We start from the raw sequence: 24760 nt of genomic DNA, 5'->3' as shown, positions 1-24760 counted from the left end.
ACTATAACCCCGTCTGGCCTTTCAGTTGGGGCTAACGACCATTCGTGGTCAGGACAGCGCCTGATCGAGGTCGGCCAGCAGATCCTCGGTGCCCTCCAGGCCGATGGAAATGCGCACCACGCCGTCGCCCAGACCGATCGCGGCGCGGCCCTCCGGGCCCATCGCGCGATGCGTCGTGGTGGCCGGGTGGGTGATGAGGGATTTGGCGTCACCGAGGTTGTTGGAGATGTCGATCAACCGCAGCTTGTCGAGCACCTCGAAGGCACGCTGTTTGCCGCCGTCGGCGGGGGCGTCGAGTTCGAACGTGACGACGGTGCCGCCGCCGGACATCTGCCTCTTGGCCAGTTCGTGCTGCGGATGCGACTCGAGGAACGGGTACCGGACCCAGCGCACGCCGGGGTGACCCTCCAGGAACTGCGCGATGCGCAGCGCCGAGGCGGTGCTGTGGTTGACCCGGAGGGCAAGCGTCTCAAGCCCTTTGAGCAGCGTCCAGGCATTGAACGCACTGATCGCGGGACCGGTGTGCCGCATCAGTGTCTGCACCGGCCCGTCGATGTACTCCTTGTCACCCAGGATCGCCCCGCCCAGGACGCGCCCCTGGCCGTCGATGTGCTTGGTGCCCGAGTACACGACGACGTCGGCACCCAACGGCATCCCCTGCTGCAGCAGCGGGGTGGCAAAGACGTTGTCCAGCACCACCTTCGCACCTGCGGCGTGCGCAAGTTCGCTGACGGCGGCGATGTCGACCAGCGACTGCATCGGATTGGACGGGGTCTCGAAGAACACGGCCTGCGTCGGCGTGCTGAGCGCGGCCTCCCACTGCTCGAGGTCATCGCCATCGACGAACACGGTCTCGACTCCCCACCGCGGCAGGATCTCGTTGCAGACCACGAAGCAGGACCCGAACAGGCTGCGGGCCGCGACCAGACGGTCCCCGGCGGACAGCAGCGCGCCGAGTGCGGTGAACACCGCGGCCATGCCGGTGGCGGTCGCGAACGCCGCCGGCGCGTCCTCGATCAGGCGGAGCCGCTCCTCGAACATCGTGATGGTCGGGTTGCCGTAGCGCGAGTACACGTACCGGTCGATCTCGCCGGTGAACGCCCTCTCGGCGTCGGCCGCGCTGGCGTAGACGTACCCGGAGTTCAGGTAGAGCGCCTCGGCGGTCTCCTCGAAGTTCGAGCGCAGCAGGCCGCCACGCACCCCGATCGTGGCCTGGCTGACACCGTCGGGCAGCGGAGCGGGGATGCGGACGGAGGGCACCTCGCTCATGACTGCACCCAGGGCAGGCCCACGGCGCGCCATCCGGTGCCGCCGCGATGACCCTGGTCGTCGAGGTTGCCCTCGAAGCCGTCGAGGACGTTGTAGGACGGCGCGATTCCGGCCGCGGTCGCGGCCTCGGCGGCGCCGATCGAGCGGTTGCCCGACCGGCACAGGAAGATCACCGGACGCTCACCGGGCTGGACCCCGGCGGCCACGAGGTCGTCGACGAATCCGTCGTTGCGAGTTCCGTCGGTGCGGCTCCACTCGATGAACAGGGCATCGCGGCCGAGGCTGGACACGTCAGGCACCCCGACGAACTTCCACTCGGCATCGGTACGACAGTCGACGAGCACCGCATCGGGGTTGTCGCTGAGTATCTGCCACGCCTCTTCAGGGGTGATATCGCCTGCATAACTCACCCGGAGGAGTTTTCCACACCGACTCCGGCGGCTGACAGCGAGACCGCCCTCATGCGACCCGCGTCACGCGCTCCCCGCGGGGAGGGTCAGCGAGGCCCCGGCGTGCACAGCCGCCAGGTGCCGTCGGTGTTGACGAACTCCGACTTGGTCTCGATCTTGTCGTCTTCGGAGTTCTTGAAGTGATAGACGACGGTGGCCGTCGCGGTGTCCCCGTCGACCGAGATCCCGAGCACGTCATCGACGTAGCGTGCACCTCGGGCGGCCACCGAGGCGCGCTGCTCGTCGAGCACGGTGGCCTCTGTGCCCTGCTGCTCGGGGCACGTGGTGGCGCGAAAGGCGGCGTAGTCGAGTCGCTGCAGCGCGTCGTTGTGCGCGATCGCGGCCCGCACGACGGACTCCCGACTGCTGTCCTCGCCGCCGCGGAACAGCGTGACGACGCCGATTCCGATCACGGCGAGCACAATGATCGCGAGCGCGGCCAGGAACGGCGCGGCGCTGGTTCCGCTGGAGTCGGGCTTGCGGCCGATCACGACTCCTCCCCGCGAAGTGCCGCCGAGACCTGCCGGGCCCGTTCCCGAGCCTTCTGGACGTCCGGAGCCGTGGCGAGTGCGACCCCGAACCGGGTCCGCGTCCCGCCCGCCGTCGCGGTCGATGATGGGAACACCAGCACGTCGCTCTCCGGGGTTCGCAGCGCCGCGTCGAGGCGCGGGGCCAGCTCAGCGCCCGCGGGCGGTTGGTAGGTCACCTCGGCCGCACCCGGCGAGATCATGATGGTGTCGACGGGCAGCCCCAGGGCGGCCCGCGCCTGCAGGTCGAACACCGACAGCCGTTGCGTGCGCGCCGTGACCAGCGCGCTGTCGTGCGGCAGCGCGGTGACATCCGAGAAGTACACCTCGTCGCCGCGGACCAGCAGTTCCACTCCGAACACACCCCTTCCACCGAACGCGTTGACGATACGTGCGGCGATCGACCGGGCCGAATCCAAGGCCACCGGTGTCAACTGCTGGGGCTGCCAGCACTCCAGGACACCGTCGACGTGCCGGTGCCCGATGGGTTCGCAGAACTGGGGTGCGCCGGCATCAGCGCTGCGCACCGCCAGCAGGGTCACCTCGTGGTCGATCTCGACGACCGATTCGGCCAGCACGCGCCGGTGCGCGAACCGCCCGCCCGCCGACACCGCGGCCTCCCAGGCCGGTGCGACGTCGTCGTCGCGCAGCAGCACCGACTGCCCCGCGCCGGGCACCGCGATCAGCGGTTTGACGACCATCGGATAGCCCGCATGCAGCGCGACGCTCTGCAGTTCCTCGACCGACCCCGCGAACCAGAACGGCGCGGTCGGCAGCCCCAGGTCGTCGGCGGCGAGTCGGCGCATCCCCTCCCGGTCCAGGCTCAGCCGCGCGCGGCGCGCACTGGGCACCACCGTCGCCGGTCCGGTCTCAGCGGTCGCGAGCGCGTCCGCGGCGACCGCGTCGGTGGCCGACACCACGCAGTCGGGTCGGAACCGCTCGATGGCCGCGGTCAGTGCGCCCGGCTCGGTGAGCGCGACCACCGCGGACTCGTCGGCGACCTGCAGGGCCGGCGCGTCGGCATGCCCGTCGACCGCGATGACGTGGGCACCGAGCCGGGTGAAGCCGGCCACCACCTCACGGCCCAGTTCGTCGGCACCGAGGAGCAGCACGCGGGGCGCCCGGGCCCCCGGTGTGCCGGTCACTGCTGCAACTCCGAGTCGACATAGCACCAGCGCCAGTCCTCACCGGGTTCGATCGAGCGCATGACGGCGTGGCCGGTGTCCCGGAAGTGGGCCGTGGCGTGCTGACCGGGGCTGGAATCACAGCAGCCGATGTGCCCGCACTCCAGGCACATCCGCAGGTGGGCCCAGGTTGTGACACCGTCGGCCGCACACTCCTGGCACACGTGCGGACCGGGCACGGGCTCGGTGATGCCTCGCGCGGCCCGCAGGTGGGAACAGCCGGTGGCGCCGTCGTCCACGGGGGCCGAGGACCGGCGGGTCAACCTCATGGGGCGCCCCGGTCCGCGAGATGGTGAATGCTGCGGAGGGGGGTGCTGCGCATGGTTTCCACAATAGGGGCGCGCGCCCGGAGCGGAGGTTTGTCTCGATGTCTGCCGAACTGTTGGCGGTCCTGTTGGGAGCGGTGCTGCTGTCGGCGATCTCGCGACGCTACAACGTGTCCTCGCCACTGATCCTGGTGGTCGCGGGGCTTGCCGTGGGGTTGATACCGGCGGTGCCGGACGTCGAACTGGACCCGGAACTGGTGCTGTTCGTGGTTCTGCCGCCACTGCTCTGGTCGGCGGGCCTGGAGAGCTCGTATGTCAGCCTGCGGCGCAACTTCGCCCCGATCAGCGCGCTCGCCGTGGGGCTCCCGCTGGCGACGACGTTCGCGGTGGGCTTCGTCGCCTACCGCACCGTCCCGGAACTCACGCTGGCCGCCGCGCTGGTCCTCGGCGCCATCGTGGCCCCGCCGGACGCGGTGTCGGCCACGGCGATCGGCCGCCGACTGGGACTGTCACGGCGCACCATGACGCTGCTCGGCGGCGAGAGCCTGCTCAACGATGCGACCGCGCTCACGGCGTACAAGGTGACGCTCGGACTGGCGATCGGCATGGCCGAGAGCGTGCAGCACGCGCTCGGGGTCTTCGCGTGGGCCGTGGCCGGCGGAGTGCTGGTGGGCTTCGTGATCGGCAAGGTGATCGTGCAGATCCGCAGTTGGCTCGACGATTCGGTGGCCGAGAGCGCCATCGGTCTGCTGGCGCCGTTCGTCATCTACCTGATCGCCGAGGAGGTCAACGGTTCGGGCGTGCTGGCCGTGGTGGTCGCGGCCCTGATTCTGGGGCACCGCTCCACCGAGGCCGGCTACGCCACTCGCCTGCAGGACGACGCGGTCTGGCGCGCGGTGCAGTTGCTGCTGGAGTCGTTCGCGTTCCTGCTGATCGGCCTGCAACTGCCTCAGGTGGTGCGTGCGATGGAGGGCATCCCGGCCGCGACCCTGGTCCTGTCGTCGGCCGCGGTGACCCTGACGGTGTTGGGGGTGCGGATCGCCTGGGTGTTCGGCTTCACCTACCTGGTGCCGCATCCACGTCGCGAGAAACCCACCGCCGCAGGAACTCTGGTGGTCGCCTGGGCCGGGATGCGCGGTGTGGTGTCGTTGGCCGCAGCCTTCGGCGTTCCGTTGACGACGTTGTCGGGCGCCCCCTTCCCGGGACGCCCATACGTGATCTTCCTGACGTTCGTCGTGGTCGTGGGCACTCTGCTGCTGCACGGCTTGACGCTGCCGTGGCTGATCCGGCGTCTCGGCGTCAGCGGCGACGAGGAGGCGCATTCGGACGCACTGGCCATCGTCGCCGTGCGCACCCGCGCTGCCGAAGCCGCCGACCGGCGCCTCGAGGACAGGCTCGCCAGGGCTCGCGCCGCGGGAAAGCCCATGGACTCCTACGAGAGGGCGGCGAAGGTGCTGCGCGAGTGGAACCGGCGGCGACGCAACGAGGCCTGGGAGGAGCGCCTCGGCCGCGGGGAGGAGGAACTGGGCCCGGCACCGTCGGCGGCCTTCCGCCGCCTCCGGTTGGACATGCTGGCCGCCGAACGCGAGACGTTCGTCGCCGAACGCGACGCCGACCACATCGATGACGAGGTGCTGCGCACGCTGATGCGGGATCTGGACCTGCAGGAGGCCACGCTCAATCGGTGACCGGCCGATCGTGCAGGTCCTCGGAGAAGGACTGCATGGCCGCGACGATCGCCTCGAAGACCCGGTGCGCGGCCTCCAGGTCGGTGTCGGGCAGGTCCGCCAGCGCACGGTGGTGGTGGACCGACAGGGGTGTGAAGAAACTGCGCGCCACCTCCACGCCGTGGTCGGCGTAGCGCAGGATCACCTTGCGCCGGTCGTCCGGATCGACCTCCCGGGTGAGGTGGCCGGAGGCGATCATCCGCTCCACCAGATAGGTGATGGCCGCACCGGACAGACCGAGTCGATCCCGCAGTTCCCCCGCGGTCAGCGGGGTCCCCGCGTCGTGGGCCACCATGATGTCCACCAGGGCGCGGAAGTCGTTGCTGCCGAGCTCGTTCCGCGCTGCGAAGACACGCCCGATCCGTTCGGACTCGGCCGTCAGCGACCGCACATCCGCAGCGATCAGACGCTCAAGATCGTCCCGTGGCGACACCGGCACAGAGTAGCCAGATCACACAATGTTTAAGCAACTGAACTATCTGGGTATCTTGGGCTCCGTGAGTTGGAGTCGTCTTGCGCATGCCGTCACATCACGTCGATCCTGGCTGATCGCACTGCTGGTCATCCTGGCCTCGGGCGCCCTGATGGGACTCGCCGGCAGTTCGGACTCGGCATCGCAGTCGCCCGTCGCGCTGCCCGACACCGCCGAGTCCGCACGGGCCGCGGCACTGATCAAGGAGTTCCCCGGCGGCGACAGGGCGCCGGCGATCCTGGTCGTCACGCGCACCGACGGCGCGCCGCTGACGCCCGAAGACCGTGCCGCCGCCGAAGCCGCGGGTCAGCGGATCAAGGGCTCCCCGCCCGCGTTGTCCGAGGACGGCAAGGCCGCGCTGTCGGCCGTGCCCGTGGACTCCAAGCTGTCCGGATTCGCCCTCACCGACACCGTGACCTCGATGCGCGAGGCCGCCGCCGACGGTCTGCCCGCGGCGCTGCAGACCCAGCTCACGGGCGGGCCGGCGTTCGGCGCCGACATCGCCAACGCCTTCTCCGGCGCCAACTTCACGCTGCTGGCCGTCACGGCCTCGGTGGTCGCGCTGCTGCTGATCCTCACCTACCGGTCACCGATCCTGTGGCTTGTCCCCCTTCTGGTGGTCGCGATCGCCGACCGCGTGGGCGCGGTGGCCGGCGAACGCGTCACGACCGCGGCCGGCCTCATCGCCGACGGTTCGACCGCGGGCATCACGAGCGTGCTGGTGTTCGGTGCGGGCACCAACTACGCACTGCTGCTGATCTCGCGTTACCGCGAGGAACTGCGCCACACCCGTGAGCACCGGGCGGCCCTGGCGACCGCGGTGCGCACCGCGGGCCCGGCGATCGTCGCCAGCAATGCCACCGTCGTGCTGGCCCTGCTGACGCTGCTGTTCGGTGCGGCACCGAGCACGCGCAGCCTGGGTCTGCAGGCCGCGACCGGCCTGGTGATCGCGGCGGTGTTCGCGATCTTCGTGCTGCCGCCGCTGCTGGCGGTGTTCGGCACGCGGCTCTTCTGGCCGTTCATCCCCAATCCGGACCGCGAAAGCACCGAGGACACCGTCGAGACCGGGGTCTGGCATCGCATCGCCTCCGGCGTGGCCAAACGTCCGGCGGTCGTGCTGACGGCCTCGATCGCCGCCCTGCTCGTGCTGGCCTCGGGCCTGCTCGGAGTGAACACCGGCCTGACGCAGGTCGAGCAGTTCCGGGTCAAGGCCGAGTCGGTCACCGGTTTCGAAGTGCTCTCCGAACACTTCCCGTCGGGCATGACCGACCCGACCAACGTCGTCGGCTCCACCGAGGCCGCCGCGGCGATCCAGCGGGCCATCGACGGCACCAGCGGTGTGGTGTCGGGCGCCCCGAGCGGTGAGCACGACGGGCTGACGAAGTGGTCGGTGATCATCGACGCCGACCCGGCCAGCGACGAGGCCTTCGACACGATCACCGCCCTGCGCTCCGCGGTGCACGAGGCCGATCCCGACTCCCTGGTCGGCGGCGCCGACGCGACGGCGCTCGACGTGCGCGACTCGGCGAGCCGGGATCAGGTGATCATCATCCCCGCGATCCTGGCCGTGGTGCTCGTCGTGCTGGTCGTGCTGCTGCGCTCGGTGCTGGCTCCCGTGCTGCTGGTCGGCGTGACGGTGCTGTCCTCGGTCGCCGCGCTGGGGCTCGGCGGCTGGGTCAGCCTGCACGTCTTCGGTTTTCCCGCACTCGACACCAGCACGCCGCTCTATGCGTTCCTGTTCCTGGTGGCCCTCGGCGTGGACTACACGATCTTCCTGGTGACGCGGGCGCGGGAGGAGACCACGACCTACGGCACCCGCACCGGGATCGTGCGTGCGGTCTCCGCCACCGGCGCCGTCATCACCAGCGCGGGCATCGTGCTGGCCGCGGTGTTCTGCGTTCTCGGCGTGCTGCCCCTGATCGTGCTCACCCAGGTGGGCATCATCGTGGGCCTCGGGATCCTGCTGGACACGTTCCTGGTGCGCACGGTCGTGATCCCCGCACTGTTCACGCTGATCGGGCCGCGGGTGTGGTGGCCGGCCCGATTCGATGCCGACGACACCGGCCAAGCCGACCGTGCCGACCAGTCGGCCGAGCGCGCACCCCGCCACGCGGCGCCAGCGACGGCGACACGTAAACGTCGGCGATGACACGCCGTATCGGTGCGCAGAGGTTCACGTCTCGCGTTCTCCGGGGGCGCGCGGCCGCACGTCACACGGCGTCGTGGCGCCTGTCCTCACCGAAGTGCATGTCGATCACCCCGGCACGGCTCAGCGCCAGCACGCCGACCACCAGAACCCAGGCCGGGAACGCCAGCACGGTCCACATGCTGAGGTCACTGGCGAGCAGCAGCACCAGCGCGGCAACGTACGTCCCGATGATGAGCCAGCGCGGCATCAGACCCGTCTTGAGCCAGATGGTCGCCAACGAGATCATGAACACCGCGCCCATCCGCAGTCCGTAGGTCTTGGAGAACGTCAGCAGCAGAACCCTTCCGAACGCCGCCAACTCGGCGTGCACGGCGGGGTCGACCGACACCGCGCGCGTGGCGATCAGCGCGGCGCCGACCGCCGAGGTGGCGAACATCATCGCGAGAAACAGCAGGCCGCTGCCGAACAACACCGTGGCGAAGAACCGATCCTCGTACCCGCCCAACCCGTCGCGCACCACACCGATGAACCACAGGAACGCGATGCCGGCGAACGGCATCAGCACCGACGCCCACTTCAGATGGGTGGTGGCGCCGTCGAGCCACGGCGAGTCCGCCTCCGCCCCCTCCGGCACGGCCGTGCGGATCAGCACCAGGGCGGCACCGAACAGCACCGCGAACAGCACGCCGGCCAGGCCGGCGGCGCGCGGAGTGGACAGGCGGCGCAGTCTGTTCGGTTTCACCGGGACATTCAAGCGCAGACCGCGGCGGCGGCGGGGTGAAACTAGGGCTGTCCGGCCAGCAGCCGGATCATCAGGCCGTGGGCCTCGGCCAACAGTTCGTCGTCGGAGTTGCGCAGTTCGGCGTTGACGAAAGCCTTGCGCCCCTGCGCTTCTCGGATCCAGCCGCGGGCATGCAACTCGACGTCGATCGGGGTGACCCGGCGGTAGTCGACGTGCAGGAAACCGGTGCGGCTGATCGGCCGGCCCGCGGCGTGGATGACCATGCCGAACAGCGAGTCGAACAGCATTGGCAGCACACCGCCGTGCACCGCGTAGTTGCCGCCCACGTGGTATCGGCTGAACGTCACGCGCAGCCGCACCTCGTCGGGTTCGAACTTGTCCACCACCCACGGCGGTGCGAGCAGGCTGCCCGCGCCCGGCAGGTCGGGCACGCGGTTGGCCGGCCCGACGCCTTCGGCGGCCTCGAACGGCGCGAGTTCAGACACCAGTGCCTCGACGCGGTCGGCCGCGTCGGTCCAGGTGTCCGCCGACGGGTTGGCTGAGACCGCCAGATCCTGCAGGCGGCGCATCGCCGTCACGAACCGGCCGAACCCCGGACCCGGCTCGGCGGCCTCGAAGACCGGAAACCCGCCATGCCGGTCGTACTCTGGATCCGCCCTGCGCGGATCCAGACCGTAGTCGTGACTCACTACCGAGCCGCCAGGATGTCGCGGCGCACGATGGTCTGATCCCGGCCCGGCCCCACGCCGACACAGGAGACGTGCGCTCCGGCGAGTTCCTCGAGGCGCAGCACGTAGTCCCGCGCCTTGGCGGGCAGATCGTCGAACTCGCGGGCGGCCGAGATGTCCTCCCACCAGCCCGGCATCTCCTCGTAGATGGGCTCGGCGCGGGCAATGTCGGCCTGAGTCATCGGCATCTCGTCGGTGCGCTTGCCGTCGACGCGGTAACCCACGCAGATCGGCACCGTCTCCAGCGACGACAGGACGTCGAGTTTGGTCAGGAAGTAGTCGGTGATGCCGTTGACCCGCGTCGCGTAGCGCGCGATCACCGCGTCGAACCACCCGCAGCGCCGGCGGCGGCCCGTCGTCACGCCGATCTCCCCGCCGGTCTTGGCGAGGTACTCGCCGTGCTCGTCGAACAGCTCGGTCGGGAACGGCCCGGACCCGACGCGCGTCGTGTAGGCCTTGAGTATGCCCAGCACCGTCGTGATGCGGGTGGGTCCGATGCCCGAGCCCACCGCGGCGCCGCCGGCCGTCGGGTTCGACGACGTCACGAAGGGGTAGGTGCCGTGGTCGACGTCGAGCAACGTGCCCTGCGAGCCCTCGAGCAGGACCGTCTCGCCGTTCTCCAGGGCTTCGTTGAGCAGCAGGCGCGCGTCGGCGATCCGATGCTTGAAGCCCGCGGCCTGCTCGAGCAGGTTGGTCAGCACCTCGTCGGGCTCCAGCGCCTTGCGGTTGTAGATCTTGACCAGCACCTGGTTCTTGAACTCCAGCGCCGCGCCGATCTTGTCGGCCAGCAGCCCCTCGTCGAGCACGTCGGCGACGCGGATGCCGATTCGGGCGATCTTGTCCTGGTAGCACGGACCGATCCCGCGACCCGTCGTGCCGATCTTCTTGTTGCCCGCGTAGCGCTCGACGACCTTGTCGATCGCCACGTGGTAGGGCATCAGCAGATGCGCGTCGGCCGAGATGAGGAGTCTGCTGGTGTCGACTCCGCGCTCCTCGAGCCCGGACAGCTCCGTCAACAGCACACCGGGGTCGACGACGACGCCGTTGCCGATCACGTTGGTGACCCCCGGCGTCAGGATCCCGGAGGGGATGAGGTGCAGCGCGAAGTTCTCGCCGGTGGGAAGCACCACGGTGTGACCGGCATTGTTGCCGCCCTGGTACCGCACCACCCACTGCACACGTCCACCGAGAAGATCGGTGGCTTTACCTTTGCCCTCGTCACCCCATTGGGCGCCGATGAGGACGATTGCCGGCATGGCATAGTCTCCTGCTCATTTGGCCTGATCATTCAGGTCCAGCCGGTGACCCACCATATCCCAGTGAACTGTCAGGAGCCGCCTTGACCGTTGTGTTGCTCTTCGGAGACCGCCGCGTGCCCCGGCCGCTGCGGACGTTGCCGACCGTCCGCGTGACGGGTTCGGACGACATCGACGCCGTGACCGAGCAGGCGCGCCGGGTGGTGGTGCTGGGCTCCTCGGCCGACCTGTCGACGGTCCTGACGCGACTGCTGCGCACTGAGCGGCTCGATGTCGAGGTGGCCCATGTGACGCGGCGCCGGGGTGCCCGACAGGCCCTGACCGGGTCCGCGCAGCGCGTCCCGCTCATTCGCGACGAGACGGGGACCGTGCTGGTCAGCGAGGCGCGCTGGCTGCCCGCCGACGGCGCCGAGGCGATCGAGGGCGAGGCCATCGTCGACGACACGGTGTTGTTCGACGGCCACGCCCCAGCGCTGCGGGTCCAGCCCATCAACGTGATGCCGGGGCTGCGGGCCGCCGTCCTGCCGCCGGGGCCGCTGCGCAGACCGCAGTGGGTCACCGGCCGGGCCGCCCAACTCGGCACCCCGGCCGCCACGGTCATCCGGGACGGTGTGCCGATGCCACGGCCGGTTCGGCGGTCGACGTTCTACCGGCACACCCAGGGCTGGCTGCGGGTGGGCCGCACCCGCGAGTAGTTTGCGGGGGTGAACGTACGTCCCCTTCGCCAGTCGGTGCGTCCGAGCCCGATCTTTCTGGCCGTCCTGGCCGTCACCGCACTCGGCGGCGTGCTGGCCTGGCTCGCGGCCGACACCGTCAATGCGCTCGCCTATGCCGGGGTGTTCATCTTCGTCATCGCCGGGTGGGTCGTCTCGCTGTGCCTGCACGAGTTCGGGCACGCCGCCACTGCGTGGAGGTTCGGCGATCACGACATCGAGTCGCGCGGCTACCTGACGCTCAATCCGCTCAAGTACTCCCACCCGGGACTGTCGATCGCACTGCCGCTGCTGTTCATCGCGCTCGGCGGCATCGGGCTGCCCGGTGGAGCTGTGTATGTCCGCACATCCTGGATGACGCCGCGGCAGCGGACGCTGGTGAGCCTGGCCGGCCCGTTCGCCAACCTCGTGCTCGCGATCCTGCTCCTGGTGTCGGTCCGGCTGTTCTTCGATCCCGCCCACGCGGTGTTCTGGGCCGGGGTCGCGTTCCTGGCCCTGCTGCAGCTGATGGCCCTGGTGCTCAACCTGCTGCCCGTCCCCGGCCTCGACGGCTACGGCGCGCTGGAGCCGCACCTGAAGCCCGAGACCCAGCGCGCGCTCGACGGGTTCAAGCAGTGGGGCTTCCTGATCGTCGTTGTCCTGCTGATCGCCCCGCCGCTGAATCGGCTGTTCTTCGGCGCCGTCGGCGAGGTCTTCGAGTGGTCCGGCGTCAACGAGCAGTTCGCCTGGATGGGCAGCCAGCTCACCCGGTTCTGGTCGGCCTGGTTATGACTCTTGCGATATATGCATCAATACGCATAGATTGCCGGTATGGGCGCCGGCCACGATCACAGCCACACTGACTCTCGGGTCAGCCGCATGGTCATCGCCGCCGCGATTCTGGCGGCGTTCTTCGTGCTGGAACTGACCACGGCACTGCTGATCAATTCGATCGCGCTGCTCGCCGACGCGGGCCACATGCTCACCGACCTGGTCGCGATGTTCATGGGGCTGACCGCGGTGCTGCTGGCCCGGCACGGTTCGGCCTCGGCGGCCCGCACCTACGGATGGCACCGCGCCGAGGTGTTCACCGCCGTCGCCAACGCCGCACTGCTGCTGGGCGTGGCCGCCTTCATCCTCTTCGAGGCCTTCGAACGCCTCGGCAACGCACCCGAGGTGCCCGGCGTTCCGATGATCGTCGTCGCCCTTGCGGGTCTGGTCGCCAACGCGCTCGTGGTGGTGCTGCTGCGCTCCCACGCCGAGAAGAGCCTCGCCGTCAAGGGCGCCTACATGGAGGTCGTGGCCGACACCGTCGGCAGCATCGGCGTCCTGATCGCCGGCATCGTCACCGTGACGACGGGATGGCCCTACGCCGACGTCGTCGTCGCAGTCCTGGTCGCGCTCTGGGTGCTCCCGCGCGCGATCGCCCTTGCGCGTGCGGCGCTGCGGATCCTCTCGGAGTCCTCACCGACCCACATCGACGTCGAGGAACTGCGGACCGCGCTGCGGGCCGTGCCCGGGGTCACCGATGTGCACGACCTGCACGTGTGGACGCTGGTGCCCGGCCGCGATATGGCCACAGCCCACCTGACCAGCAGCGGCGACTCGGCTCAGGTGCTGCTCGAGGCCCGCGCCGTCCTGGCCGCACGCGGACTCGAGCACGCGACCGTGCAGGTCGAACCGCCCGGAGTCGGCGACGACTGCGGCACCGGGAAGGACTGCTGAGTCCGACCCGTCAGCTCAGCCCGAGTTCGGCACGCGCCGACGGATCGCAGTCGTCGAGCAGGTCGAGGCAGCGCGCGTACTCCTCGGTCTCGCCGATGTTCTCGGCGGCCCGGGCCAACGCGGCGACGCAGCGCAGGAAGCCGCGATTGGGCTCGTGCGCATACGGAACCGGACCGAAACCCTTCCAGCCGTTGCGCCGCAACTGGTCGAGACCTCGGTGGTACCCCGTGCGGGCGTAGGCGTAGGCCGTCACGGCCTTGTCGTCCGCGAGAGCCTCCTCGGCCAGCGTCGCCCACGCGACCGAGGCCGACGGATGGGCCGCCGCCACGATCGCGGGCTTCTCGCCGGCGTCCAATTCGGCTTCGGCTTCGCTGTCGCCAGGCAGCAGCACCGGGTCCGGTCCCAGGAGATCACCCATCCGCGTCATGGCGACCATTCTGCCGCTCCTCCCCCGAGCCGCCACACCACCCCCACGCCCGTCGATGCGAGGCGGCATCGTCGCGGCGCTAGGCTTGCGCTCGGACTACTCAGCCCGCCGCACGAAGTGGAGGACCGCAGCACCGATGTCGAATCCACCTGAGCCCGATCAGGACGGGCCTGCGCCCTCTGATCCGGACACCGCGCGCGAGCACGCGCAGTCGGAGAACGCCGAGACCGAGATCATCTCCGCACAGCAGGATCCCGACACCGACGCAAACCCGCTGCCCACCGTGGACCCCGATGAGCGCCGGTTCACCGCACCGTCGGGGATGGACGCGGGCTCGACCCAGGTGATCGACACCACCCCGGACCCCGAGACCGAGGTCTTCACCGCCCTCGGCGACACCTCGCAGGGATCCGATCACGCACCAAAAATCGCTGCGCCGCAAGCGATCCCGCCGCGCCCCGGCGCCCCTAAGCCGCCGCGGAACCGCCGCAGCTGGGGCTGGGTGCTCGCGCTCATCCTGGTGATCGCAGCCCTCGCGGCCGTCGCGGTGCTGGGCACGGTGCTGCTCACCCGCAACACCTCGATCGGGGTGTCGCAGGAGGATCGGGTCAAGGACACGATCATGAAGTACGACACCGCGATCGAGAAGGGCGACCTGGTCATGCTGCGCGGGATCACCTGCGGGCAGACGGCGGAGAGCTACAACAACTACGACCAGAGGCAGTGGGATGAGATCCACCGCCGGGTCGCCGACGCGGGCCAGTACCCCGTGATCGCCAGCGTGGATCAGGTCGTGATCAACGGCGAACACGCCGAGGCCAACGTCACCACGTTCATGGAGTCCGACCCCAGCACACGCTCGACCCGCAGCCTCGACCTGCAGTTCCGCGACGACCAGTGGAAGATCTGCCAGGACGCCGGCAACTGAGTTCGCGCCGAACGCGGCATCACTCGACGCCGAACTCCTGAGCCAGCAGCCGCATCAGCCGGACGCCACCGATGCTGTTGGCCGAGTCGTCGAGCGCTGGGCCGTAAGACATGGGAGAGAGTCGTCGGGGACACTCCCGCAGCCGCTCGCCACGGGTCAACGATAGCGAAGTGTGCCCCGGCCGATATCCCAGGAAGGTGACGGATATGCACCGGCACGGTCCGGTTTTCCGTGCATATCCGTCACGTTCGAGTCGGTGTCAGCCCGCTGAGACGGAACGGCCCGCGCTGTGCAGGTCGTTGCAGGCCTCGATGACACGCTCGGTCATGCCGGCCTCGGCCTTCTTGAGGTAGCTGCGCGGGTCGTAAACCTTCTTGTTGCCGACCTCGCCGTCAACCTTGAGCACACCGTCGTAGTTGGAGAACATGTGTCCGGCCACCGGGCGGGTGAAGGCGTACTGCGTGTCGGTGTCGACGTTCATCTTCACCACGCCATAGCGCAGCGAATCCTCGATCTCGGACTTCAGCGAGCCCGAACCTCCGTGGAAGACGAAGTCGAACGGCTGGGCGCTGTCGGCCAGACCCAGCTTGGCGGCGGCGACCTTCTGACCCTGCGCCAGGATCTCCGGCTTGAGCTTCACGTTGCCCGGCTTGTACACCCCGTGCACGTTGCCGAACGTCGCGGCCAGCAGGTACTTGCCGTTCTCGCCGGCGCCGAGGGCGTCGATGGTCTTCTCGAAGTCCTCGGGGCTGGTGTACAGCTTCTCGTTGATCTCGGCCTCGACGCCGTCCTCTTCACCACCGACCACGCCGATCTCGATCTCCAGGATGATCTTGGCTTCGGTCGACAGCTTCAACAGTTCCTGGGCGATCTGCAGGTTCTCGTCGATCGGCACCGCCGAGCCGTCCCACATGTGCGACTGGAACAGCGGATTCTGCCCCTTGGCCACACGCTCGGCCGAGATGGCCAGCAGCGGGCGGACGAAACCGTCCAGCTTGTCCTTGGGGCAGTGATCGGTGTGCAGCGCGACGGTGATGTCGTACTTGGCGGCGATGACATGGGCGAACTCCGCCAGTGCCACCGCACCCGTCACCATGTCCTTGACACCCAGACCGGAGCCGAATTCCGCCCCGCCGGTGGAGAACTGGATGATGCCGTCGCTGCCGGCGTCAGCGAAGCCCTTGATGGCCGCGTTGATGGTCTCCGAGGACGTGCAGTTGATCGCCGGGAACGCGAACGAGTGCTCCTTGGCGCGGCCCAGCATCTCGGCATAGACCTCAGGCGTGGCGATGGGCATGGGGACTTTCTCCTTCAGCGTTAAAGCCTGCAGCGGTTGTCCCTGGCAGTATCGCAGGAACCTTTTCTGTATGACCGACCGGAGTCCATGGCTGCTCAGACCGTGAGCACCATGCGGTAGCGCGCCGCACCCGAATCCATCGCCGCGTACGCCTCGGCGGCCTCGGCCAGCGGGCGCTCCTGCACCACGGCCCGCACCCCGGACTGCACCGCGAACGCCATGGTCTCCTCGACGTCGCGGGCCGTGCCCGAGGGATGCCCCGACACCGACAGGCCCGGACCGATCAGGTCCAACGGGCTGATCGGCAGCGGTTCGGGTGTGACGCCGATGATGACCAACTCGCCCTGCGGAGCCAGACCGCCCACGGTCTGACCCATGGCCGCCGAACTGGCCGCCGTCGCGAGCACCACCACGGCCCCGCCGAGTTTCTGCAGTTCGGCCGCCACGTCACTGGACGTGGAGTCGATGTAGTGGTGCGCGCCCAGTTCCCGCGCGTCGTCGGCCTTACCCGCGCCCCGCGCGATCGCGACGGTCTCGAACCCCATCGCCCGCGACCACTGCACGCCCAGATGCCCCAGACCTCCGATGCCGAGGATCGCCACCAGATCGCCGGACTTGGCGCGTGTGTTGCGCAGGCCGTTGAACGTGGTGACCCCCGCGCAGCCCATCGGCGCGGCTTCGGTGAAGGACAGCCCGTCGGGGATCCGGGCCAGTGCGGTGGCCGGCGTGATCACCGACTCGGCGTACCCGCCGGCGTAGTTGAGGCTGGGCACCTGCAGGTCCACGCACTGCATGAACTGGCCCCGGCGGCAGGGGATGCACCGAGTGCAGTTGCCGCCGAACCAGCCCACCGCGACGCGGTCCCCCACCTCGAAGCCCTCGACTCCGTCCCCGAGCTCGGCAAGCGTGCCCGCGATCTCATGCCCCGGCGTCACGGGCCAGACCAGGCCGGGGAAACCGCCGTTGACGATGCCGTGGTCAGTGCCGCAGACCCCGCATGCGGCCACCGCGATCCGGACGTGGCCCGGTGGCGGCGATTCGGTCTCGACCTGCACCAGGGCCAGCGGTTGACCTGCAGATTCGACGCGCACTGCGGTGTGGGTCGCCATCTGTCGAACCTAACGCCGGTGCACGGCGCGCGGAAGGGCTGCGGCGTCGCGTTTACCGAGACTTATCGCGGCGCCGGTATGTTGGGGCCTCATGACCAGCACCACCCTCGCGCTCATGCCGGATTTCCTGGACCCGATCAACCTGATCGGATACTTCGGCACCTGGGCGCTGCTCGGCCTGCTGCTGGTGGTCTTCATCGAGTCGGGTGTGCTGTTCCCGGTGCTGCCCGGCGATTCGCTGCTGTTCGTCGCGGGAATGCTGGCGGCGGGCACCGCCGCGGCGGCCACTGAGGGCGCCGAGCAGGCGAACTTCCAGCTGTGGCAGCTGCTGGTGTTCATCCCGATCGCGGCCGTGGCGGGCAGTCAGGTCGGCTACTGGATCGGCCGCAACGTCGGCACCGCGATGTTCAAGCCCGAGAACCGCTTCCTCAAGCAGAAGTACCTCGATGAGGCGCACGCGTTCTTCGAACAGCGCGGGCCGTTCGCGATCGTGATCGCCCGCTTCGTGCCGATCGTGCGGACGCTGGCCCCGATCACCGCGGGCGCGGCGCGGATGAACTACGGCGTGTTCACGATCTTCAACATCGTCGGCGCGGTGGTGTGGGGTGTCGGCCTGACGCTGCTGGGCTATTCGCTGGGCCAGTTCGAGATCATCCAGAAGCTGCTCGAGCCGATCTTCATCCTGATCGTCCTCGTGTCCGTCGCACCCATGTTCATCGAGTGGTACAAGCGCAGGCGCGCGGCGAAGAACGCCCCGAACGGCAGCACCGAACCGGCCGCGTAGACCGGTCTGCACACTCAGCTGAGCTTCAGCACCGTCGCGAGCTCGCGCAGTGCGGGCCGCGGGTCATCCGTCGGGGAGTTGCCCAACGCCTGGATGACGACGTGGTCGGCACCGGCGTCGAGGTGCGCCGTCACCGCCTCGGCGGCCTGCTCGGCCGAGCCCATGCCCACCAGGGCACGGGTCAGTCGCTCCGATCCGCCGCGCACCAGATCGGACTCGTCGAAACCCTGCCGAAGCCACGAGTTCCGGTAGTTGGGCAGGCCGCTGTAGACCTCCAGGTGGAGGTGGGCGCGACGCAGCTGGTCCTCGTCGTCACCGCCGATCGCGACGGCCTGCTCGGACACCACCCACTTGTCGGTGCCGAGGATCTCTCGGGTGACGCCGGTGTGCGAGGGGGTCACCAGGTACGGATGCGCACCGTCGGCGTGGCTTCCGGACAGCTCGATCATCTTGGGTCCCAGCGCGGCCAGCAGCCGCGGCGGACGTCCGACTCCGGGTTCGATCTGCTCGGGCAGCGCGGCCATCCGCTCCAGGTAGGTGCGCATGGTCGCCAACGGCTTGTCGTAGGTGCCGCCGAGGGCGCGTTCCACGAGCGGGCCGTGGCTGACACCCAGGCCCAGCACGAAGCGGCCCGGATACAGCGCGGTCAGAGTGCGAGCACCCGCCTCAGCAGCCGAGGCCAGACGCACGTGGATGTTGGCGATGCCGGTGCCGACCACCAGACGCTCGGTGGCCGCCAGGAAGGCGCCGGACTGCGTCAGGCACTCCTTGCCTGCGGTCTCGGGCAGGAACAGCGAGCCGAAGCCCAGGTCCTCGATGTCACGGGCCACCTTCTGCGCCTCGGCCATGGGCCAGGTGTCCGACGCCCACCAGACGCCGATGCGGGAGGGGAAATCGATGCGGCTGCGTTCGGTCACACCTACAGATGCTAGGTGTCGTCGTGGTGGATGCGTCCCGCGGTCTCGGCCAACGACCGGCCGTCGCCGCCCCAGCGCCGCGCGATGATCTCCGCGGCGATCGACACCGCTGTCTCCTCGGGCGTCCGTCCGCCGAGGTCCAGGCCGATCGGACTGCACAGCCGAGACAGTTCGACGTCGGTCAGTCCGGCCTCGCGCAGGCGCTGCACCCGATCCTCGTGCGTACGGCGCGATCCCATCGCGCCCACGTACGCCACGTCGGGCAGGCGCAGCGCGACCTCGAGCAGGGGGACGTCGAATTTGGGATCGTGGGTGAGCACGCAGATCACGGTCCGGGAGTCGACGGCACCGGCGGCCACCTCGGCGGCCAGATAGCGGTGAGGCCAGTCGACGATCACGTCGTCGGCGGTGGGAAACCGTGCCGCCGTGGCGAAGACGGCGCGCGCATCGCACACCGAGACTCGGTACCCCAGAAAGGAACCCTGCGCCGCGACGGCGGCGGCGAAGTCGATCGCGCCGAAGACCAGCATGCGCGGGCGCGGCGCATAACTGGCCACGAACACCTCCATGCCCTCGCCGCGGCGCTGCCCGTCGGGGCCGTAGGTGAGCACCTCGCTGCGCCCGGCCGCGAGCAGCCCACGGGCGTCGTCGGTCAGTGCGGCGTCGGCGCGCGCCGATCCCAGCGAGCCGTCCACGTCATGCGGGCCGACGATGAGCCGACACCCGACCCGGTTCGCGTCGGGGTGGGCGATCACCGTGGCCACTGCAACCGGAACGTGCGCTTCGATGTCGGCGGCGACCTGCTCGAACTGCGGGAAGCTGTGCTGCGACACGGCTTCCACAAAGATGTCGAGGATTCCGCCGCAGGTCAGCCCGACGGCGAACGCGTCGTCGTCGCTGACGCCGTAACGCTGCAGGACGGGCCCGCTGCCCGTGGCCACCTCGGTGGCCAACTCATACACCGCACCCTCGACGCAGCCGCCGGACACCGATCCCGTGACCGTCCCATCGGGAGCCACCAGCATGGCGGCGCCGGCGGGGCGCGGTGCGGACCGAAACGTTCTGACCACGGTGCCGACGCCCGCGGTCCCGCCCGAGCGCCAGACCGCTAGGAGGTCGCTCAGCACGTCGCGCACGATGCCAATCTAACCGCTGCGCGCCCGGCGTCACTGGCGACTGGCCTCCAGCGCACGGATCAGGCTCGCGGCATCCCACGGCCCCTGATGCCGCCGGCCGTTGACGAAGAACGTCGGCACCGAGTTCAGGTCCATCACCTCGGCGTCCTGGACGTCGTCCTCGACGGGATGGCGCACCCGCGGGGACCGCAGATCCTCGTCGAACGTGCGGATGTCACAGCCGATGCTGTCGGCGTAGCGATAGAGGTGCTCCCACTCCAGGTAGTCCTGGAACCGGAACAGTGTGCGACTCATCTCGAAGAACTTGCCCTGCAGCGCGGCGGCCTCACTCGCAAGCGCGGCGTCCATGGCGCGCGGATGCGGGTCGGCCAGCGGCAGATGCCGCCACACGTACAGCAGCTCGTCGCCGAAGTGTGCCCGCACCTCGTCGATGGATCCGGTCGCACGGCTGCAGAACGGGCATTCGAAGTCGCCGTACTCGACCAGCACCAGCGGTGCGTCCGGGTTCCCTCGGATGTGGTCCCGGCTCGGATCGACGGGGCGAACAAGCTTGGCGCCCACGGCTTCCGGTGGACTCATCCGGTCGGTGACCCGCAGGATGACCCACCCCAGCAGGAAGGCCGCGGCCGAGGCCACCAGCACACCGACCCGGGCCTCGTCCTGTTTGACCGGGTCGGCGATCGCCAGGTCGATGATGAACAGCGAGATGGTGAACCCGATGCCCGACAGGGCGGCACCACCGGCCACGCGGCGCAGTGTCAGACCCGGTGCGAGCTGGCCGATGCCGAGAGCACGCACCAGCGCGGTCGCACCCGTGATGCCGATCAGCTTGCCCACGACCAGACCCGCGATGATGCCCCACGTCAGAGACGAGCCCATCGCCGCGCCGATGGTCGCCTGGTCCAGGCGCACACCGGCGTTGGCCAGTGCGAACAGCGGCAGCACCACGAACGACACATACGGTCCGAAGCCCGTCTGGAGGCGCTCGTTGATAGAGATGGACTCGCGCAGCGTGCGCGCGGCGTTCCTGGCGTACTCGGAGTTCGGTGACTGCCGGAACGAGCGGATGACGTCGACGGCCTCCTCGACGCGGCGGCGCTGCGGCCGAAAGACCGGGATCAGCAGGGCCACACCGACTCCGGCCAGCGTCGGGTGCACGCCGCCGAGCAGCAGCGACAACCACAGCACGAAGGCCAGCACGCAGTACGCGGGACCGCGCCACGCCGGCAGCAGGCGAACCAGGGCGATCGCGACCAGGACCAGCCCCGCCACCACCAGCGGCCACAGCCGCAGCTCGTCGGAGTAGAACAGTGCGATCACCAACAGTGCGCCGACGTCGTCGACCACGGCCAGGGTGAGCAGGAACGTCCGCAGCCGGGCCGGGTGTTTCGGCCCGATGATGGCCAGCGCGCCCACCAGGAACGCCGTGTCGGTGGAGATGACGACACCCCAGGCCCGCGCGTCCTCACCGGAGTTGAACAGCAGGAACACCACCGCGGGCACGATGAGTCCGGCGATCGCGGCCAGCACCGGTACGACGGCCCGGGTCCGGTCGGTGAGTTCGCCGATGGTGAACTGGCTGGTCACCTCGAGGCCGACGACGAAGAAGAAGAACGCCATCAACGCGTCGTTGACGAAGTGCTTGACCGACATCTCCGCGTGCAGGGAGCCGAAGTTCACGCCGATCTCGGTGTTCCAGAACGTCGTGTAGGTGTCGGCCCACGGCGAGTTCGCCCAGACGATCGCGAGCACAGTGAACACCAGAAGCATCGCCGCCGCTGTGTTCTCACCGCTGCGAGGGGCCGTGGGGTCACGGCCGAGCCGGCTCGGCAACAGCCGGGCCAGTCTCGGCATGCCGCCGAGGCTGGACTGGCCGGTCGCCGCGTCGGTCACTTCGTCGCGTACTGAGTGAAGTCCGACAACAACTCTGGGCGATCCACCGAGGTCGGTGAGACGACGGTGGCCGGTTGGGCGCCCAGCAGGATCCGCTTGATCGGGATCTCGAGGCGCTTGCCGGTCATGGTCCGCGGGATTCCGCGCACCACCAGGATGTCGTCCGGGACATGGCGCGGTGACGCCGTGGTCCGGATCGCCGCGGTGATGCGCGCACGCAGGTCGTCGTCGAGGTCCACACCGTCGGCGAGGGCCACGAAGAGCGGCATCCAGTACCCGCCGTCGTCCTTCTCCACGCCGATCACCAGACAGTCGCCGATCTCGGGCATCCCCTCGACGGCGTTGTAGATCTCCGCGCTGCCCATGCGGATCCCACCGCGGTTGAGCGTGGCATCCGAACGGCCATGCACGACAACCGATCCCCGATCGGTGATGGTGAGCCAGTCACCGTGGCACCACACGCCGGGGTATTTGTCGAAGTAGGCCGAGCGGTAGCGCTCACCGTCCGGGTCGTTCCAGAAGAACACCGGCATCGACGGCATCGGCTTGGTCAGCACCAACTCCCCCGCCGAATCGATCACCGCGACGCCGCCGTCCTCCCATGCCTCGACGGCCGCGCCGAGCGACAGGCACGACAGTTCGCCGGCCACCACCGGAACCAGCGGTGAACCGCCGATGAAGGCCGTCACGACATCGGTTCCGCCACTGCAGGACTGCACGGGGATCCGCCGTCCGACCCCCTCCTGCACCCACCGGAAGCCCGACGCGGGCAACGGCGAACCCGTGGATCCGACCGAGCGCAGTGCGCTCAGGTCGTACCCGCCCTTGTCCGGGACACCCGGGTGCAGGCCCTCCTTGGCGCATGCCAGCAGATAGCCCGCCCCCGCACCGAACACCGTCACACGATGGTCGGACACGACCTTCCACATTCCAGCGGTGTCCGGATACGTGGGACTGCCGTCGTACAGCACGATGGTCGATCCCACGAGAAGGCCGCCGACCAGGAAATTCCACATCATCCAACTGGTGGTCGAGTACCAGCAGAAACGATCCTCGGGGCGGAGGTCGAGGTGCAGGCTCAGGTACTTCAGATGTTCGAGAACCACGCCGCCATGGCCGTGCACTATGCCCTTGGGTGTGCCCGTGGTTCCCGACGAGAACAGCACCCACAGCGGGTGATCGAACGGGACCGGCGTGGTCACCAGGTCGGCGGGTTGTGCGATCGCGTCAGCCCACGTCGTCGCGTCCTCCACCGGCAGGCCGAGCCTGGGCACCACCACACAGGACTTCAGAGTCGGCATGGCGCTGCGAATCTCGGCGATCTCCGCGCGCTTGTCGTGCCGCTTCCCGCCGTACACCGTGCCATCGGCGACCACCAGCACGGTCGGCTCGAGCTGGCCGAGGCGCGCGGTGACACCGCCGACCGCGAGGTCGGGGTTGCACACGGCCCAGGTGGCTCCGACGCTCGCGGCGGCCAGGAAGGCCACCACGGCCTCACCGATGTTGGGCAGGTAGCCGACGACCCGGTCGCCGGGTTGCACGCCGACCTCTCGCAGATGGGCCGCGAACGCGGCGGTCTCCGAACGCAGGCGCTCCCACGACCATTCGACGGCGCCGTCCTCGCCGGCGACCACCATCGCGGGCCGCTCCGGATCGGCGTGCCGGAAGACCTGATCCACGTAGTTCAGCGTGGCACCCGAAAACCACTGCACCCCAGGCATCGTCGTGCCGCTGAGGATCTTCGCCGGAGGGGTGGCGGCCGGTACGTCGAAGAACTCCCAGATCCTGTGCCAGAACCACGCGACGTCGCTGACCGAGGCCTGCCACAGCGAGGGGTAGTCGGTGTACTCACCGTGGCCCTGCTCCTCCAGCCACGCCATGAAGCGCGTGACGTTGGCGCTGGCCACCGTGTGGACATCCGGAGCCCACCCACCCGGCTCACTCATCGGCACCACCTTCCGCGGAGGGATCCAGCGCGTGCGCCGCCTCCATCAGCATCCAACCCGACAACTGCACCGACAGGTCGCGTTCGGGCGCCGACGAGGAGTTCACAGCCCCCTGCACGAACTGCGCCTCCTCGGCCGCGGCCGCGGGTGCGGACGGGATCACGGCGGTGCGATCCCAGAACGGTCCGAACAGCGGCAGGCCATCGACGGTCTGGCGGTGATCCCACGCCGAACTCGCCGAGGCCAGCACGATTCGGCGGGCGGTCTCGCGCGCGGTCTCCGAATCCTGGTCGGCGCCAGGCAGTTCGGTGGCCGCCAGGGCGAGATAGCGCGCGGTGATCCCGAAGAAGAGGCCGCCGTCCCCACCTCCGGCACCCTTGAGCACGCCGTCGGGCGCCATATGCTCGGCGATCGCGGCCACCAGGCGCGCCACCCGCTGGCCGTGCCGCTCGTCCTCGGTTCGCACCGCGAGTTCGGTCTCCAAGCCGACGACCACGCCCTGACAGTAGGTGTACTGGGCCCGGACCAGGGATCCCGCCTTGATCCCGTCGAAGACCAGATGCGTCTCGGGGTCGATCAGGGTCTCGTCGATCCAGTCGGCCATCTGCTGCGCACGCCGCAACCGGTCTCCATAACGCGCCAGGAAGATCCCGGCCGGGCCGTTGGCCGGTGCGTTGAAGAACTGGTCCTGTTTGCGCCATGGGATGCCGCCGCCGTCCTCCGGCACCCAGGACGAGACGAACTGCTCGGTCAAACGCTGCAGTGCCCGGTGCTTGTCCACGCCCACATGCCGGCCCGCCCGTTCCAGGGCGAGGCCCAGCCAGGCCATGTCGTCGTAATAGCTGTTGACCCACCGTCCGTTGTTGCGGATCTGGTGGCCCCGGATCTGCCGTCGGATCGAGTCGACGCGCTCGGGCTTCGGGTCGCGCACCTGCGCGTCTATGAGGCAGTCCAGCAGATGCGCCTGCCACCAGTAGTGCCAGGTCTTGAATCGTCTGTCGCTGCCCGTGGGCGGCCACGCGACCACCCCCAGCTGAGTTCCCGGCAGACCCCACAGCTTCTTGAGATGGCGCTTGGCGACGGCAGCCTCGGCCGAGGCCGCCCGGTTGGCCCATACCCGATCCATGCAAGGCATCC

25 protein-coding genes are annotated in these 24760 nt (G+C 69.3%); 7 read left to right on the top strand and 18 right to left on the bottom strand.

The genetic code is table 11. From position 1 onward, the window contains the following. Positions 1 to 48: 48 nt before the first annotated feature. The 5 genes from A5727_RS21775 to A5727_RS21755 all read right to left on the bottom strand — a co-directional run bounded on the left by A5727_RS21775 (position 49) and on the right by A5727_RS21755 (position 3698). A complete protein-coding gene (locus tag A5727_RS21775; protein ID WP_068254906.1) occupies positions 49 to 1269 on the bottom strand; it encodes an O-succinylhomoserine sulfhydrylase in 1221 nt (406 codons plus the stop codon). Further along, positions 1266 to 1679, bottom strand: a complete 414-nt coding sequence (locus A5727_RS21770; RefSeq protein ID WP_068254904.1) for a rhodanese-like domain-containing protein — start codon at positions 1677 to 1679, stop codon at positions 1266 to 1268. The genes A5727_RS21775 and A5727_RS21770 overlap by 4 nt, the downstream gene beginning before the upstream one ends. Positions 1680 to 1765: 86 nt before the next feature. Then, positions 1766 to 2209 carry an Rv0361 family membrane protein gene (locus tag A5727_RS21765; protein ID WP_157521500.1) on the bottom strand — a complete coding sequence of 148 codons (444 nt, stop codon included), beginning with the start codon at positions 2207 to 2209 and terminating at the stop codon, positions 1766 to 1768. Beyond that, the gene (gene purT, locus A5727_RS21760) at positions 2206 to 3390 is read right to left on the bottom strand and encodes a formate-dependent phosphoribosylglycinamide formyltransferase (RefSeq protein ID WP_068254902.1); all 1185 of its coding nucleotides are present in this window, start codon (positions 3388 to 3390) and stop codon (positions 2206 to 2208) included. The genes A5727_RS21765 and purT overlap by 4 nt, the downstream gene beginning before the upstream one ends. Beyond that, positions 3387 to 3698 (bottom strand): UBP-type zinc finger domain-containing protein, encoded by a 312-nt coding sequence (locus A5727_RS21755; RefSeq protein WP_068254899.1) that lies wholly within the window; start codon positions 3696 to 3698, stop codon positions 3387 to 3389. The genes purT and A5727_RS21755 overlap by 4 nt, the downstream gene beginning before the upstream one ends. A gap of 98 nt (positions 3699 to 3796) precedes the next feature. Between A5727_RS21755 and A5727_RS21750 the strand changes: the two genes are divergently transcribed. Beyond that, positions 3797 to 5383, top strand: a complete 1587-nt coding sequence (locus A5727_RS21750) for a Na+/H+ antiporter (protein WP_068254895.1) — start codon at positions 3797 to 3799, stop codon at positions 5381 to 5383. On the opposite strand, the gene A5727_RS21745 is transcribed toward A5727_RS21750, so the two are convergent. Beyond that, the gene (locus A5727_RS21745; RefSeq protein ID WP_068254892.1) at positions 5373 to 5861 is read right to left on the bottom strand and encodes a MarR family winged helix-turn-helix transcriptional regulator; all 489 of its coding nucleotides are present in this window, start codon (positions 5859 to 5861) and stop codon (positions 5373 to 5375) included. The genes A5727_RS21750 and A5727_RS21745 overlap by 11 nt on opposite strands. A 145-nt stretch (positions 5862 to 6006) precedes the next feature. Here A5727_RS21745 and A5727_RS21740 point away from each other — a divergent pair, with 145 nt between their 5' ends. Next, complete coding sequence (locus tag A5727_RS21740; protein WP_231992185.1) at positions 6007 to 8043, top strand: MMPL family transporter; 2037 nt, start codon at positions 6007 to 6009, stop codon at positions 8041 to 8043. 61 nt (positions 8044 to 8104) lie between these two features. Here A5727_RS21740 and A5727_RS21735 read toward each other — a convergent pair whose 3' ends face one another. Genes A5727_RS21735 through A5727_RS21725 form a run of 3 tightly spaced genes read right to left on the bottom strand, consistent with a single transcriptional unit; the run spans position 8105 to position 10769 of the window. Further along, positions 8105 to 8785, bottom strand: coding sequence for a hypothetical protein (locus A5727_RS21735; protein WP_082949952.1), 681 nt, complete (start codon positions 8783 to 8785; stop codon positions 8105 to 8107). A 41-nt stretch (positions 8786 to 8826) separates the two neighbouring features. After that, entirely contained in the window at positions 8827 to 9474 is a 648-nt protein-coding gene (locus A5727_RS21730; RefSeq protein WP_068254885.1) for a PaaI family thioesterase, read from the bottom strand. Beyond that, positions 9474 to 10769 (bottom strand): adenylosuccinate synthase, encoded by a 1296-nt coding sequence (locus A5727_RS21725; RefSeq protein ID WP_068254882.1) that lies wholly within the window; start codon positions 10767 to 10769, stop codon positions 9474 to 9476. Before A5727_RS21725 ends, A5727_RS21730 begins: the two co-directional genes overlap by 1 nt. Before the next feature lie 83 nt (positions 10770 to 10852). Between A5727_RS21725 and A5727_RS21720 the strand changes: the two genes are divergently transcribed. The 3 genes from A5727_RS21720 to A5727_RS21710 are packed head-to-tail and all read left to right on the top strand — an operon-like array spanning position 10853 to position 13186. Then, positions 10853 to 11464 carry a peptidase M50 gene (locus tag A5727_RS21720; RefSeq protein WP_231992181.1) on the top strand — a complete coding sequence of 204 codons (612 nt, stop codon included), beginning with the start codon at positions 10853 to 10855 and terminating at the stop codon, positions 11462 to 11464. 9 nt (positions 11465 to 11473) lie between these two features. Then, positions 11474 to 12253 carry a site-2 protease family protein gene (locus A5727_RS21715; RefSeq protein WP_068254879.1) on the top strand — a complete coding sequence of 260 codons (780 nt, stop codon included), beginning with the start codon at positions 11474 to 11476 and terminating at the stop codon, positions 12251 to 12253. Between the two features lie 39 nt (positions 12254 to 12292). Beyond that, positions 12293 to 13186, top strand: a complete 894-nt coding sequence (locus A5727_RS21710) for a cation diffusion facilitator family transporter (RefSeq protein WP_068254873.1) — start codon at positions 12293 to 12295, stop codon at positions 13184 to 13186. A 10-nt stretch (positions 13187 to 13196) separates the two neighbouring features. Here A5727_RS21710 and A5727_RS21705 read toward each other — a convergent pair whose 3' ends face one another. Then, positions 13197 to 13613, bottom strand: a complete 417-nt coding sequence (locus A5727_RS21705) for a DUF3151 domain-containing protein (RefSeq protein WP_068254870.1) — start codon at positions 13611 to 13613, stop codon at positions 13197 to 13199. A gap of 136 nt (positions 13614 to 13749) precedes the next feature. Between A5727_RS21705 and A5727_RS21700 the strand changes: the two genes are divergently transcribed. After that, positions 13750 to 14541 (top strand): Rv0361 family membrane protein, encoded by a 792-nt coding sequence (locus A5727_RS21700; RefSeq protein WP_068254868.1) that lies wholly within the window; start codon positions 13750 to 13752, stop codon positions 14539 to 14541. 19 nt (positions 14542 to 14560) lie between these two features. Here A5727_RS21700 and A5727_RS27920 read toward each other — a convergent pair whose 3' ends face one another. The 3 genes from A5727_RS27920 to A5727_RS21690 all read right to left on the bottom strand — a co-directional run bounded on the left by A5727_RS27920 (position 14561) and on the right by A5727_RS21690 (position 16947). Continuing rightward, positions 14561 to 14653, bottom strand: a complete 93-nt coding sequence (locus A5727_RS27920; RefSeq protein WP_197507722.1) for a glutaminase — start codon at positions 14651 to 14653, stop codon at positions 14561 to 14563. A 147-nt stretch (positions 14654 to 14800) separates the two neighbouring features. Beyond that, a complete protein-coding gene (fbaA, locus tag A5727_RS21695; protein ID WP_286150233.1) occupies positions 14801 to 15856 on the bottom strand; it encodes a class II fructose-bisphosphate aldolase in 1056 nt (351 codons plus the stop codon). 77 nt (positions 15857 to 15933) lie between these two features. Continuing rightward, positions 15934 to 16947, bottom strand: a complete 1014-nt coding sequence (locus A5727_RS21690; protein WP_068254862.1) for an alcohol dehydrogenase catalytic domain-containing protein — start codon at positions 16945 to 16947, stop codon at positions 15934 to 15936. A gap of 91 nt (positions 16948 to 17038) precedes the next feature. Between A5727_RS21690 and A5727_RS21685 the strand changes: the two genes are divergently transcribed. Beyond that, entirely contained in the window at positions 17039 to 17731 is a 693-nt protein-coding gene (locus A5727_RS21685; RefSeq protein WP_068254859.1) for a DedA family protein, read from the top strand. Between the two features lie 14 nt (positions 17732 to 17745). On the opposite strand, the gene A5727_RS21680 is transcribed toward A5727_RS21685, so the two are convergent. From A5727_RS21680 to A5727_RS21660, 5 genes are read right to left on the bottom strand one after another with little or no spacing between them, the layout of a single operon-like run. Continuing rightward, positions 17746 to 18648, bottom strand: a complete 903-nt coding sequence (locus A5727_RS21680; protein WP_068254856.1) for an LLM class F420-dependent oxidoreductase — start codon at positions 18646 to 18648, stop codon at positions 17746 to 17748. 11 nt (positions 18649 to 18659) lie between these two features. Further along, entirely contained in the window at positions 18660 to 19784 is a 1125-nt protein-coding gene (locus A5727_RS21675; RefSeq protein ID WP_068254853.1) for an XdhC family protein, read from the bottom strand. A gap of 30 nt (positions 19785 to 19814) precedes the next feature. Next, on the bottom strand, positions 19815 to 21638 hold the full coding sequence (nhaA, locus tag A5727_RS21670; RefSeq protein WP_068255017.1) for a Na+/H+ antiporter NhaA: 1824 nt from the start codon (positions 21636 to 21638) through the stop codon (positions 19815 to 19817). A gap of 35 nt (positions 21639 to 21673) precedes the next feature. Beyond that, positions 21674 to 23623: an acetoacetate--CoA ligase gene (locus A5727_RS21665; protein WP_068254850.1), complete on the bottom strand. Its 1950-nt coding sequence runs from the start codon at positions 23621 to 23623 to the stop codon at positions 21674 to 21676. Beyond that, entirely contained in the window at positions 23616 to 24749 is a 1134-nt protein-coding gene (locus A5727_RS21660) for a glycoside hydrolase family 76 protein (protein ID WP_068254846.1), read from the bottom strand. Before A5727_RS21660 ends, A5727_RS21665 begins: the two co-directional genes overlap by 8 nt. Positions 24750 to 24760 lie beyond the last annotated feature (11 nt).

Origin of the sequence: Mycobacterium sp. ACS4331, assembly GCF_001667265.1 — a bacterium.
Lineage (GTDB): Bacteria > Actinomycetota > Actinomycetes > Mycobacteriales > Mycobacteriaceae > Mycobacterium.
Note: the sequence above shows the minus strand (reverse complement) of the source record. Positions and strands in the feature narration are given on the sequence as shown.